Genomic DNA, 12582 nt, shown 5'->3' on the forward strand with positions numbered 1-12582 from the left:
CTGATGGCGCAGAAGATCATCCGCGTAGGCAGCATCGAGATCGCCAACGACAAGCCCATGGTGCTGTTCGGCGGCATGAACGTGCTGGAAAGCCGCGACATGGCCATGCAGGTTTGCGAGGAATATGTACGGGTGACCGAGAAGCTCGGTATCCCCTACGTGTTCAAGGCCAGCTTCGACAAGGCCAACCGTTCGTCGGTGACCTCGTACCGTGGTCCGGGCATGGAAGAAGGGCTGAAGATCTTCGAGGAGATCAAGAAGACCTTCAACGTGCCAGTGATCACCGATGTGCATGAGCCTTACCAGTGCGAGCCGGTAGCCAAGGTATGCGACATCATCCAGTTGCCGGCCTTCCTGTCGCGTCAGACCGACCTGGTCGTGGCGATGGCCAAGACCGGCGCAGTGATCAACATCAAGAAGGCCCAGTTCCTTGCACCCCAGGAAATGAAACACATCCTGGCCAAGTGCGAGGAAGCGGGTAACGATCAGTTGATCCTCTGCGAGCGCGGTTCCAGCTTCGGCTACAACAACCTGGTCGTGGACATGCTCGGCTTCGGCATCATGAAGCAGTTCGAGTACCCGGTGTTCTTCGATGTGACCCACGCCCTGCAGATGCCGGGTGGTCGTGCCGATTCGGCCGGCGGTCGCCGGGCCCAGGTCACCGACCTGGCCAAGGCCGGCATGAGCCAGTCCCTGGCCGGCCTGTTCCTCGAGGCCCATCCGGATCCGGACAACGCCAAGTGCGATGGCCCTTGCGCCCTGCGGTTGGACAAGCTCGAGCCGTTCCTGGCCCAGCTCAAGGCCCTGGACGAGCTGGTCAAGAGTTTTCCGACGGTAGAAACCGCGTAAGACCGGTTTCTCCGGTAAAGTACCGCACGATTATTGCTCAGGCCCCCGGGCCTGAGCCTTATCGTCTGCAAGACTGCCTGCTTTCCCTACCTTGCCGACGGTAGAAGATTTCCTACAGCTGCGTCGTTTTCGTCAACTTTGGAGTGTTTACAACAATGGCAAAAATCGTCGACATCAAAGGTCGTGAAGTTCTCGACTCCCGTGGCAACCCCACTGTCGAAGCGGACGTGCTTCTCGACAACGGCATCATCGGCAGCGCTTGCGCTCCGTCTGGTGCTTCCACCGGTTCCCGTGAAGCACTGGAACTGCGTGATGGCGACAAGAGCCGCTACCTGGGCAAGGGTGTGCTCAAGGCGGTAGCCAACATCAACGGTCCGATCCGCGACCTGTTGCTGGGTAAAGACCCGATCGACCAGAAGGCGCTGGACCAGGCGATGATCCAGCTGGACGGTACCGAGAACAAGGCCAACCTGGGCGCCAACGCGATCCTCGCCGTATCCCTGGCTGCCGCCAAGGCCGCCGCCCAGGACCAGGACCTGCCGCTGTACGCCCACATCGCCAACCTCAACGGTACCCCTGGTGTCTACTCGATGCCGGTACCGATGATGAACATCATCAACGGTGGCGAGCACGCCGATAACAACGTCGACATCCAGGAGTTCATGGTGCAGCCGGTTGGCGCCAAGTCCTTCTCGGAAGGTCTGCGCATGGGCACCGAGATTTTCCACCACCTCAAGGCTGTGCTGAAGGCTCGTGGCCTGAACACCGCTGTAGGTGACGAAGGCGGTTTCGCTCCGAACCTGGCTTCCAACGAAGACGCCCTGAAGGTGATCTCCGAAGCCGTGGCCAACGCCGGCTACACCCTGGGCACCGACGTGACCCTGGCCCTGGACTGCGCTGCCAGCGAGTTCTATGAAGACGGCAAGTACAACCTGGCTGGCGAAGGCCAAGTGTTCACCAACGAAGGTTTCGCCGAATACCTCAAGGGCCTGACCCAGCGCTATCCGATCATCTCCATCGAAGATGGCCTGGACGAGTCCGACTGGGCTGGCTGGAAGATCCTGACCGACAAGATCGGCGACAAGGTGCAACTGGTGGGCGACGACCTGTTCGTGACCAACACCAAGATCCTGAAGGAAGGCATCGACAAGAAGATCGCCAACTCCATCCTGATCAAGTTCAACCAGATCGGCAGCCTGACCGAAACCCTGGAAGCTATCCAGATGGCCAAGGCCGCTGGTTACACTGCCGTGATCTCCCACCGTTCCGGCGAAACCGAAGACTCCACCATCGCCGACCTGGCCGTGGGTACTGCAGCTGGCCAGATCAAGACCGGTTCGCTGTGCCGCTCCGATCGCGTATCCAAGTACAACCAACTGCTGCGTATCGAAGAGCAGTTGAACGGCAAGGCCAAGTACAACGGTCGTAGCGAGTTTCGCGGCTAAGCAGTAGATGGTAAAAAGACACCGGATTGTGTCGAGAAAATCGCTACAGCGAGTTTTTTGCCACTAATCTGATGCCTTAAGAGCACAAGCCTGGTTCTTCCAGGCTTCGTGCTATCAGTAGGACCGAAGTTGTAGGCATGGCTGTCTTTTTTCACTGGATACCCGATATTCGATGCGCAGTCCCAATTGGTTGTTCCTGGTCTTGCTCTTGCTGCTGGCTGGCTTGCAGTACCGCCTGTGGGTGGGGAATGGCAGCTTGGCCCAGGTAGCAGAACTGACCCAGCAGATTGCCGACCAGCACGCTGAAAACGAGCGCCTGCTGGAGCGTAATCGCGTACTCGATGCGGAAGTCATGGAATTGAAGAAGGGCATGGAGACCGTCGAAGAGCGGGCTCGTCATGAACTGGGCATGGTCAAGGAGGGCGAGACCCTCTACCAGTTGGCCCAATGAGCGAGTTGTCGCCGGCCTTCTGGGCCGTGATTCCTGCCGCGGGCGTGGGTGCCCGTATGGCTGCGGACCGCCCCAAGCAGTATCTGCAATTGGGCGGGCGCACTATTCTCGAACACAGCCTCGGCTGCTTTCTCGACCACCCCGGTCTCAAGGGGCTGGTCGTCAGTGTGGCACCGGACGATCCCTACTGGCCGACCCTGGCTTGTGCCCAGGACGCGCGGATCCAGCGGGTCGATGGTGGCGCGGAGCGATCTGGCTCAGTGCTCAATGCCCTGCTTCACCTGCATGCCCAGGGGGCAGCCGATGATGACTGGGTGCTGGTGCATGATGCGGCACGACCGAACCTAGCCCGCTCAGACCTGGACAAGCTACTGCTTGAGCTGGCTGACGATCTTGTGGGCGGCCTGCTCGCAGTGCCGGCCCGGGACACTCTCAAGCGCATCGACAAGCATGGCCGGGTCCTGGAAACCGTGGATCGCAGCTTGATCTGGCAAGCCTATACCCCGCAGATGTTCCGTCTCGGCGCCTTGCATCGAGCCCTGGCCGATAGCCTGGTGGCTGACGTCGCGATCACTGACGAAGCGTCGGCGATGGAGTGGGCCGGGCAGGCACCGCGCCTGATCGAAGGACGCTCCGACAACCTCAAGGTCACACGTCCCGAAGACCTGGAGTGGTTGCGCCAGCGTTGGGCCAACCGCCGCTGATCCCCCCTGTAGCCAGCCTGTTGCGTCTACCGCTCCTGGTATTCCGGACGCCGGGCCAGGCCCTCCTTGAGATAGTCCACCAGCTTGCGCACCTTGGGCGACAGGTGCCGTTGTTGCGGGTAGAGCGCCCACACTGCGGTATTGGGCGGCTGATGGGCTTCGAGCAGGGAAATCAACGCGCCACTCTGCAGATGTTCCAGCACGTAGTAATCCGGCAACTGGCATAGTCCGACCCCCTGCAGAGCAGCATCCAGCACCGCTTGCCCACTGTTGCAGCGCCAGTTGCCTTGCACCCGCTGCGCGAACTCCCGACCGTCCAGTTCCAGTTGCCAGATATCCGAGCTACCGATCAGGCAATTGTGGCGGCTCAACTCTGAAAGGCTATGGGGGCGTCCGTAACGCTCCAGGTAGGACGGCGAAGCACACAAGTACATGCGCCGTGGCGCCAGCCTTGCGGCCACCAGTCGCGAGTCCTGCAGCCGCCCGAGGCGAATCGCCAGGTCCAGCCCTTCATGCACCAGGTCCAGGGTGCGGTTACTCAGCTCGATGTCTACCCGCAATTGTGGGTAGAGGCCCATGAAGCTGGTCACCAGCGGCACGATGAAGCGCTCGCCGTAGGCTACCGCACAAGTCATGCGCAACATGCCCTTGGGTTCGCTGCCCAGGTCACCTACCGCACGTAGCGCTTCTTCGCGTCCATCCTGCAGGCGCTGGCAATGCTGCAAGAACGTCTGACCGGCCTCGGTCAGCGTCACCCGCCGGGTGCTGCGGTACAAGAGACGCGTCTGCAGGCGCTCTTCCAGGCGAACGATCTGTCGGCTGATATGGGAGGGGGAGACTCCAAGGCGCTCCGCTGCTGCGGTGAACTGACAGCACTCGGCAACGGCGACGAACTCATCGATGCCTTCCCAGCGGCTTTCGCTCATGTCGATTATCCCTGTATGGCAATAATGTTTTGCTTTTGTCCGGATTATTCCCTCACAGGGCGCTGTTTTACACTCCCTGTCTCGTTTTTATTCACTGGAGGACCCAGGATGATCAAGTCGCGCGCTGCCGTTGCCTTCGAGGCCAAGAAACCCCTTGAGATCGTTGAAGTCGATGTCGCCATGCCCAAGGCCGGTGAGGTGCTGTTGCGGGTCGTGGCTTCCGGGGTCTGCCATACCGACGCCTACACCTTGTCGGGTGCCGACCCGGAAGGGATCTTCCCGTCGATTCTCGGCCATGAAGGTGGCGCAGTAGTGGAAGCGGTGGGCGAGGGCGTGACCTCGGTGGCCGTGGGGGACCACGTTATTCCGCTGTACACCCCGGAATGCGGCAAGTGCAAATTCTGCCTCTCGGGCAAGACCAACCTCTGCCAGGCGATCCGCGCGACCCAGGGCAAGGGGCTGATGCCGGACGGCACTACCCGGTTCTCCTACAAAGGCCAGCCGATCTTCCACTACATGGGCACCTCGACCTTCTCCGAGTACACCGTGCTGCCGGAAATCTCCGTGGCCAAGATCCAGAAAGAAGCGCCGCTGGAGAAGGTCTGCCTGCTGGGCTGCGGCGTGACCACGGGTATTGGCGCGGTGCTCAATACCGCCAAGGTCAAGCCGGGTGACACCGTGGCGATCTTCGGCCTGGGTGGTATCGGCCTGTCGGCGGTGATTGGCGCCGTGAAGGCCAAGGCATCGCGCATCATCGCCATCGATATCAACCCGGCCAAGTTCGAGATCGCCCGCCAGCTGGGCGCTACCGACTGCATCAACCCCAAAGACTACGATCGCCCGATCCAGGAAGTGATCGTCGATCTCACCGATGGCGGTGTGGATTTTTCCTTCGAGTGCATCGGCAACGTGCAACTGATGCGGGCAGCGCTGGAGTGTTGCCACAAGGGCTGGGGCGAGTCGGTGATCATCGGCGTGGCCGGTGCCGGCCAGGAAATCGCCACCCGTCCCTTCCAACTGGTGACCGGTCGGGTCTGGCGCGGCTCGGCATTCGGTGGCGTACGTGGCCGCTCCGAGCTGCCCAGCTATGTGGAAATGTCCGAGAAGGGCGAGATCCCGCTGGATACCTTCATCACCCATACCATGGGCCTGGAGGATATCAACAAGGCTTTCGACCTGATGCACGAAGGCAAGAGCATCCGTACGGTCATCCACTTCTAAGAGCGGCGTCAAGCTGCAAGCCATGGGCTGCAATAGGGTTCGCTACCTGCTTGCAGCTTGACGCTTGCGGCTTGTGGCTGGAGGTCTGCCATGAGTCTGGAAAATCTTTCCTGCCAGAAAAGCTTCGGCGGCTGGCATAAACGCTACAAGCATCATTCCCAGGTGCTGGGCTGTGACATGGTGTTCGCTGTCTACCTGCCTCCCCAGGCCGAGCAAGGTGGCAAGCTACCGGTGCTGTATTGGTTGTCCGGGTTGACCTGCACCGACGAGAACTTCATGCAAAAGGCCGGTGCCCAGCGCATGGCGGCAGAGTTGGGGCTGATCATCATCGCTCCGGATACCAGCCCTCGCGGTGCCGGGGTGCCTGGCGATCCGGACGGAGCCTGGGACTTTGGCCTTGGCGCCGGGTTCTATCTCAACGCGACCCAGGCGCCATGGGCCCAGCACTATCGGATGCACGACTACGTGGTCAATGAGCTGCCGGAGCTGGTGGAAGCTCATTTTCCCGCCTCGAACAAGCGAGGTATCAGCGGACACTCCATGGGCGGGCACGGAGCCTTGGTGTGTGCGTTGCGTAATCCAGGTCGTTACCAATCGGTGTCGGCGTTTGCCCCCATCAGCAATCCCATGGATTGCCCCTGGGGACAGAAGGCATTTTCCCGTTACCTGGGCGAGGAGCGCTCGCGCTGGCGCGAGTGGGATGCCAGTGTCTTGATCTCTGAGGCCAGCGAGAAACTGCCACTGCTGGTCGATCAAGGCGATCGGGATGATTTCTTGACGAGCCAGCTCAAGCCCGAGGCCCTGCAACAGGCGGCGAAGAATGCGGGGCATGCGCTGACACTGCGATTGCAGCCGGGCTACGACCACAGTTACTTCTTCATCGCCAGTTTCATCGACGACCACCTACGGCACCATGCACGCGCTCTTAACGCCTAATGCTCGCCAAAGCAGGTAGAATCACGCCCTGACTTTTTCGGGGCGTTTTTTATGCGTATTGGCCACGGCTACGATGTGCACCGTTTCGCTGAGGGCGAGTTCATCACCTTGGGGGGTGTGCGTATCGCCCATCATTCCGGGCTATTGGCCCATTCTGATGGCGATGTGTTGCTGCACGCACTCAGCGACGCCTTGTTGGGCGCCGCCGCGCTGGGCGATATCGGCAAGCACTTTCCTGACACCGACCCTCAGTTCAAGGGGGCCGACAGCCGTGTCTTGCTGCGGCATGTTGTCGCCCTGATCCATGCCAAGGGCTGGAAGGTCGGCAATGTCGACAACACTATCGTTGCCCAGGCTCCGAAGATGGCGCCCCATATAGAAAGCATGCGGGCCTTGATTGCCGCCGACCTGCAGGTCGAGCTCGATCAAGTGAACGTCAAGGCGACGACCACCGAGAAGCTTGGCTTCACCGGTCGAGAGGAAGGGATCGCGGTACATTCCGTGGCCTTGTTGCAACGCACATGAACGAACTGCAACTGTTGGGCCCACTGGCCTATGGCGAGGCCCTGGGAAGCGCTGTGCTCAAGGCTACGGCCGAGGATTTCCAGGTTGATGAAGTCCTCGATATCCCACTTAGCGGCGATGGCGAGCACCTGTGGTTGTGGGTGGAAAAGCGCGGCTTGAACACCGAGGAAGCGGCACGCCGGATCGCCAAGGCGGCCGGGGTGCCATTGCGCACGGTCAGCTATGCCGGGCTCAAGGATCGACAGGCTTTGACCCGTCAGTGGTTCAGTGTGCAATTGCCCGGCAAGGCCGATCCGGATCTTGCCGCCGCTGAAAACCACACCCTGAAGATTCTCAAGGCCATGCGCCACAGGCGCAAGCTGCAGCGCGGAGCCCATGCGGCTAACGGCTTTACCTTGCGTCTGACGGAGCTCAAGGCCGATCACGCGGCCATCGATGAGCGCCTGAAACTGATCGCCGAGCAGGGGATTCCCAACTACTTCGGTGCCCAGCGTTTCGGTCATGAAGGCGGTAACCTGGTCGATGCTCGTGATTGGGCGGCACGCGAGGCCTTGCCAGAGCAACGCAACGTTCGTTCACGATTGCTTTCGACGGCCCGCAGCTACGTATTCAATCAGGTATTGGCAACGCGAGTGGCCGACGGCAGTTGGCGGCGAGCGCAAGTGGGGGACTTGTTGGCATTCACCGACAGCCGCAGCTTTTTCATGGCCGGACAACCCGAGTGTTCGGACCCGCGGCTGGATATCCTCGACCTGCATCCCACCGGGCCGTTGTGGGGCGAGGGCGACTCCCCTGCCGGGGGCGCAATCCAGGCAGTGGAGCAGGGCGTTGCCGATCGCGAGCAAGCGTTGTGCAAATGGTTGATAAAAGCTGGTATGGCGCACGAACGACGCATCCTGCGGCTGCCCATTGGCGGTTTGACGTGGCATTATCCCGTGCCTGATATTCTGCAACTGGAATTCGTCCTTCCGGCCGGATGTTTCGCCACCGCCTTGGTGCGCGAGCTCGTCGATCTGGTGCCGGCAGGGCAGACGGACAGCCCATGCGTATTCTGATTTCTAACGATGATGGGGTAACTGCACCCGGTATCGCCGCGCTGCATGCTGCGCTGGCTGATCACGCCGAATGTGTGGTTATCGCACCGGACCAAGACAAAAGCGGCGCCAGCAGCTCGCTCACGCTCGACCGCCCGTTGCACCCGCATACTCTTGGCAATGGCTATATCAGCATCAACGGCACGCCCACCGATTGCGTTCACCTGGGGCTTAATGGCCTGTTGGAGCATGAGCCGGACATGGTGGTATCGGGTATCAACCTGGGGGCCAACCTCGGGGACGATGTGCTGTACTCGGGAACCGTTGCTGCGGCCTTGGAAGGGCGCTTCCTGCAACGCCCGGCCATTGCCTTTTCGCTGGTATCGCGGCAGGTGGAAAATCTTGCCACCGCCGCTTATTTCGCGCGCAAGCTGGTTCAAGCACAAGGTTTGCTGGACTTGCCACCACGGACGGTGTTGAACGTGAACATTCCCAACCTGCCTCTCGATCATATTCGTGGCATCCAACTGACTCGCCTGGGGCATCGAGCCCGTGCCGCCGCCCCCCTGAAGGTGGTGGACCCCCGCGGCAAGGCCGGCTATTGGATCGCCGCTGCTGGCGACGCCGAGGATGGCGGTCCTGGTACCGACTTTCATGCCGTGATGCAGGGGTACGTGTCCGTCACGCCATTGCAGCTGGATCGCACCTTCAATGATGCATTCAGGAGCCTGGATGGCTGGTTGGAGGGGCTGCGCTGATGGCCCGCGAGCAAGACGATCTGTTACGGCGGGGGATCGGTATGACCTCCCAGCGCACCCGTGAGCGCTTGATCCAGCGGCTTTATGATGAAGGGCTGTCCAATCCCCAGGTGCTGGAGGTTATACGGCGTACACCGCGACATCTGTTCGTCGATGAGGCCCTGGCCCATCGTGCCTATGAAGACACGGCGCTACCTATTGGCCATAACCAGACCATCTCCCAGCCCTATATGGTGGCACGCATGAGCGAGCTGCTGTTGGAGGCCGGCCCGTTGGACAAGGTGATGGAGATCGGTACCGGATCGGGCTACCAGACGGCAGTACTGTCGCAGTTGGTGGAACGGGTATTTTCGGTTGAGCGGATCAAGGTTCTGCAGGATCGGGCCAAGGAGCGCCTGCAGGAGCTTAACCTGCGCAATGTGGTGTTTCGCTGGGGTGATGGTTGGGAGGGATGGCCGGCACTGGCGCCCTATAACGGTATCATCGTGACTGCCGTGGCTACCGATATTCCCCAGGCTCTGCTCGATCAGCTCGCTCCCGGCGGGCGGATGGTGATTCCGGTCGGCGCTGGCGAGGTACAGCAGTTGATGCTGATCATTCGTGAAGAACACGGTTTTGCCCGGCATGTCCTGGGAGCAGTGCGTTTTGTGCCCCTGCTCAATGGCCCTCTGGCCTGAGCATTTCTCGGGGCGGGGTGAATTCTCTCCGATTGGCTGTGTCTTACTGGCGTATTGATCGTCAATGAGTGGGGCTACGACCCGTAACAAACACTGGTTGTGTCGTACGCTGTGCCGGCGGTAAAGCGCTGGCACCCGGTTATACTTGCGTCATTTCGTGCCTGAGCCAGGCAATCTATATCGTCAAACACCAGAAAGGGAGCGGCGGGTGAGTCTCACAGTCATTGCGCAGCGTATGGGTACAACAAGCTTTCAGCGACTGATGATTGGCCTTGTCTTGAGTTCCTTGTTGGTCGGTTGCTCCAGCACCAAGTCCAGCAGCATGGGTGTGGTTGATCGCAACAGTAATGCGGCGCCGCAGCGTCCGACTGTAACGACTGGCCAGTATGTGGTGCGTCGCGGCGATACGCTGTTTTCCATCGCTTTTCGCTACGGCTGGGACTACAAGGCGTTGGCGGCCCGTAACAATATTGCCGAGCCCTACACCATTCATCCGGGGCAAACCATTCGCTTTGATGGGCGTACTGGTACAGCACCGGCGACCGTGGTGACCAGCACCCAAACCAGTGCTTCCTCTTCCAGCAAGACGACGGTCATTCGTCGTCCGGCGACAACGACTACACCTCCTGCAACAGGTGCCAATTCCAGCCCCGCTGGCAAGCCCGCACCAGCTCCGGCGCCCGTTCCAGCGGTGCCCGCAGGCCCTGCGCCGACAGGTTGGGGCTGGCCTTCGAGTGGCGTTCTCATTGGAAAATTTTCTTCAAACGGTAGTTTGAATAAAGGCATTGATATCGCCGGGGATTTGGGACAGCCTGTTTTAGCTGCGTCTGATGGGACGGTGGTTTACGCCGGGAGTGGCTTAAGGGGCTACGGCGAATTAGTCATCATCAAACACAACGAAACCTACGTCAGCGCTTATGGTCACAATCGTAAGCTACTGGTTCGGGAGGGGCAGCAGGTCAAAGTCGGACAGACAATTGCCGAGATGGGATCAACTGGTACAGACCGGGTGAAACTGCACTTTGAGATTCGCCGACAAGGTAAACCTGTAGATCCGCTGCAATTCCTGCCACGTCGTTGATCCGTTACCAGCCTGTTCCGTCACGTAGAGGGAACAGGTTCCAGCGATGCCAAGGATAAAGGCGCCGCTTGAGCCTGAGGTCGAACTCACCAAAGGACTATAACAATGGCTCTCAGTAAAGAAGTGCCGGAGTTTGACATCGACGATGAAGTTCTCCTGATGGAGAGCGGAATCGATATGGATTCGATGTCGAATAATGAGGGGGCAACTCCACCTTCCGTTCGCACCAAATCCAAAAGCTCCGCTGCAGTAAAGCAACACAAATATATTGACTACACTCGTGCGCTCGATGCGACACAGTTGTATCTCAATGAAATCGGCTTTTCTCCATTGCTCTCTCCCGAAGAGGAAGTGCACTTTGCGCGTCTGTCGCAGAGTGGCGATCCCGCCGGGCGAAAACGCATGATTGAAAGTAACTTGCGACTGGTGGTTAAAATCGCCAGGCGCTATGTCAATCGCGGGTTGTCGCTGCTGGACCTGATCGAAGAGGGCAACCTGGGCCTGATACGGGCGGTGGAGAAGTTTGACCCGGAACGCGGCTTTCGCTTCTCGACCTATGCCACCTGGTGGATTCGTCAGACTATCGAACGGGCGATCATGAATCAGACCCGGACCATCCGGTTGCCGATCCATGTGGTCAAAGAACTCAACGTCTACTTGCGCGCCGCTCGTGAGTTGACGCAAAAACTCGATCACGAACCCTCTCCTGAAGAAATTGCCAACCTGCTCGAGAAGCCGGTGGCAGAAGTCAAACGTATGCTTGGCTTGAATGAGCGAGTGTCTTCGGTGGATGTCTCGCTGGGGCCGGATTCGGACAAGACCTTGCTGGATACGTTGACCGACGAGCGCCCGACGGATCCTTGTGAACTGTTGCAGGACGACGACCTTTCGCAAAGTATCGATCAATGGCTCTCCGAGCTGACCGAGAAGCAACGCGAGGTCGTGGTGCGCCGTTTTGGCTTACGCGGCCATGAGAGCAGCACTCTTGAAGATGTTGGCCTGGAGATTGGTCTGACCCGTGAGAGGGTACGGCAGATCCAGGTGGAAGGCCTCAAGCGCTTGCGTGAAATTCTCGAGAAGAACGGTTTGTCCAGTGAGTCGCTGTTTCAGTAGCCTCTGAACCGGCCGACAAGAAGCCCCGACTGGCATTACGACTGGTTCGGGGCTTTTTCATGGGCGGTATGAAAGCGCGTTGCCAGACGCTAGGGGTGAGAAACGGAAGTGTTCTTAATCGCTATGTAAGCCAAAGATTACTTTTTCGTAATCTATTGGTTTTTTGCGACTTCTGAGTTGTCTAGATAAGCTTGAGGTATTTTTTATCTTGTTGATTTAAAAGGATTTTTTGTTTTGTATTGAACTGGTTGGACAAAGTTTCCCGCTGATAGTGCGATTGCCGTTATCTGGGAAATCTCTAATATCAGCCCTGTGTCGACGGATAGACACAGCCATCAAGGACGATGGTCAGGACATCGCAAGAAGCGATTCATCAGGACGATGACAAGGAACACAGGGACTAGGGAAAAAATGTGGGCGGGTCATACCGCCCCTTTTTTCGCCTGTAGAAAAGTGGCTCGCAGAATTCCAGGTCCCAGAAATGCAAAAAGGCCCGCAAGGGGCCTTTTCAGGAACGCGGCAGCAATTAGCGTTCGAGATCCTTGATCTTGCCTTTGACGCCATCCCACTCTTCGGCATCGGGCAACGAATCTTTCTTTTCAGTGATGTTCGGCCAGATCTCTGCCAGCTCGACGTTCAACTGAATGAATTCTTGCATCTCTTCCGGGACTTCATCCTCGGAGAAGATGGCTACAGCAGGGCATTCAGGCTCGCACAGCGCGCAGTCAATGCACTCATCCGGGTGAATTACCAGGAAGTTCGGGCCTTCGTAAAAGCAGTCCACCGGACAGACTTCTACGCAGTCGGTGTACTTGCACTTGATGCAGTTGTCGGTGACGACGAAGGTCATTTCTAATTTTCT

14 protein-coding genes are annotated in these 12582 nt (G+C 59.0%); 12 read left to right on the top strand and 2 right to left on the bottom strand.

The features are described from left to right. Positions 1 to 3: 3 nt before the first annotated feature. From kdsA to ispD, 4 genes are all read left to right on the top strand, one after another. Positions 4 to 849: a 3-deoxy-8-phosphooctulonate synthase gene (gene kdsA, locus ATY02_RS07280; RefSeq protein ID WP_068580435.1), complete on the top strand. Its 846-nt coding sequence runs from the start codon at positions 4 to 6 to the stop codon at positions 847 to 849. Positions 850 to 1004: 155 nt separating this feature from the next. Beyond that, positions 1005 to 2294 (top strand): phosphopyruvate hydratase, encoded by a 1290-nt coding sequence (eno, locus tag ATY02_RS07285; protein WP_068580395.1) that lies wholly within the window; start codon positions 1005 to 1007, stop codon positions 2292 to 2294. A gap of 172 nt (positions 2295 to 2466) precedes the next feature. After that, on the top strand, positions 2467 to 2745 hold the full coding sequence (gene ftsB / locus ATY02_RS07290) for a cell division protein FtsB (RefSeq protein ID WP_068580393.1): 279 nt from the start codon (positions 2467 to 2469) through the stop codon (positions 2743 to 2745). Further along, entirely contained in the window at positions 2742 to 3449 is a 708-nt protein-coding gene (gene ispD, locus ATY02_RS07295; protein WP_068580390.1) for a 2-C-methyl-D-erythritol 4-phosphate cytidylyltransferase, read from the top strand. Before ftsB ends, ispD begins: the two co-directional genes overlap by 4 nt. Positions 3450 to 3475: 26 nt before the next feature. Here ispD and ATY02_RS07300 read toward each other — a convergent pair whose 3' ends face one another. Continuing rightward, positions 3476 to 4375, bottom strand: a complete 900-nt coding sequence (locus tag ATY02_RS07300; RefSeq protein WP_068580386.1) for a LysR family transcriptional regulator — start codon at positions 4373 to 4375, stop codon at positions 3476 to 3478. A gap of 108 nt (positions 4376 to 4483) precedes the next feature. Here ATY02_RS07300 and ATY02_RS07305 point away from each other — a divergent pair, with 108 nt between their 5' ends. From ATY02_RS07305 to rpoS, 8 genes are all read left to right on the top strand, one after another. Then, positions 4484 to 5596, top strand: coding sequence for an S-(hydroxymethyl)glutathione dehydrogenase/class III alcohol dehydrogenase (locus ATY02_RS07305; protein ID WP_068580384.1), 1113 nt, complete (start codon positions 4484 to 4486; stop codon positions 5594 to 5596). A 90-nt stretch (positions 5597 to 5686) separates the two neighbouring features. Further along, positions 5687 to 6532, top strand: a complete 846-nt coding sequence (gene fghA / locus ATY02_RS07310) for an S-formylglutathione hydrolase (RefSeq protein ID WP_068580382.1) — start codon at positions 5687 to 5689, stop codon at positions 6530 to 6532. A 51-nt stretch (positions 6533 to 6583) separates the two neighbouring features. Beyond that, positions 6584 to 7057 (top strand): 2-C-methyl-D-erythritol 2,4-cyclodiphosphate synthase, encoded by a 474-nt coding sequence (gene ispF, locus ATY02_RS07315; RefSeq protein ID WP_068580380.1) that lies wholly within the window; start codon positions 6584 to 6586, stop codon positions 7055 to 7057. Further along, the gene (truD, locus tag ATY02_RS07320; protein ID WP_068580377.1) at positions 7054 to 8112 is read left to right on the top strand and encodes a tRNA pseudouridine(13) synthase TruD; all 1059 of its coding nucleotides are present in this window, start codon (positions 7054 to 7056) and stop codon (positions 8110 to 8112) included. Before ispF ends, truD begins: the two co-directional genes overlap by 4 nt. Beyond that, positions 8100 to 8849, top strand: a complete 750-nt coding sequence (gene surE, locus ATY02_RS07325; RefSeq protein ID WP_068580375.1) for a 5'/3'-nucleotidase SurE — start codon at positions 8100 to 8102, stop codon at positions 8847 to 8849. Before truD ends, surE begins: the two co-directional genes overlap by 13 nt. Positions 8850 to 8890: 41 nt before the next feature. Next, positions 8891 to 9526 (top strand): protein-L-isoaspartate(D-aspartate) O-methyltransferase, encoded by a 636-nt coding sequence (locus ATY02_RS07330; RefSeq protein WP_176719770.1) that lies wholly within the window; start codon positions 8891 to 8893, stop codon positions 9524 to 9526. Positions 9527 to 9734: 208 nt separating this feature from the next. Continuing rightward, positions 9735 to 10607: a peptidoglycan DD-metalloendopeptidase family protein gene (locus tag ATY02_RS07335; protein ID WP_083235831.1), complete on the top strand. Its 873-nt coding sequence runs from the start codon at positions 9735 to 9737 to the stop codon at positions 10605 to 10607. Positions 10608 to 10712: 105 nt separating this feature from the next. Further along, positions 10713 to 11720, top strand: a complete 1008-nt coding sequence (rpoS, locus tag ATY02_RS07340; protein ID WP_068580372.1) for an RNA polymerase sigma factor RpoS — start codon at positions 10713 to 10715, stop codon at positions 11718 to 11720. Between the two features lie 526 nt (positions 11721 to 12246). On the opposite strand, the gene fdxA is transcribed toward rpoS, so the two are convergent. Then, positions 12247 to 12570: a ferredoxin FdxA gene (gene fdxA, locus ATY02_RS07345; RefSeq protein WP_007924025.1), complete on the bottom strand. Its 324-nt coding sequence runs from the start codon at positions 12568 to 12570 to the stop codon at positions 12247 to 12249. Positions 12571 to 12582: the final 12 nt, after the last annotated feature.

The organism is Pseudomonas sp. BIOMIG1BAC (assembly GCF_001705995.2).
GTDB classification, from domain to species: Bacteria; Pseudomonadota; Gammaproteobacteria; order Pseudomonadales; family Pseudomonadaceae; genus Aquipseudomonas; species Aquipseudomonas sessilinigenes.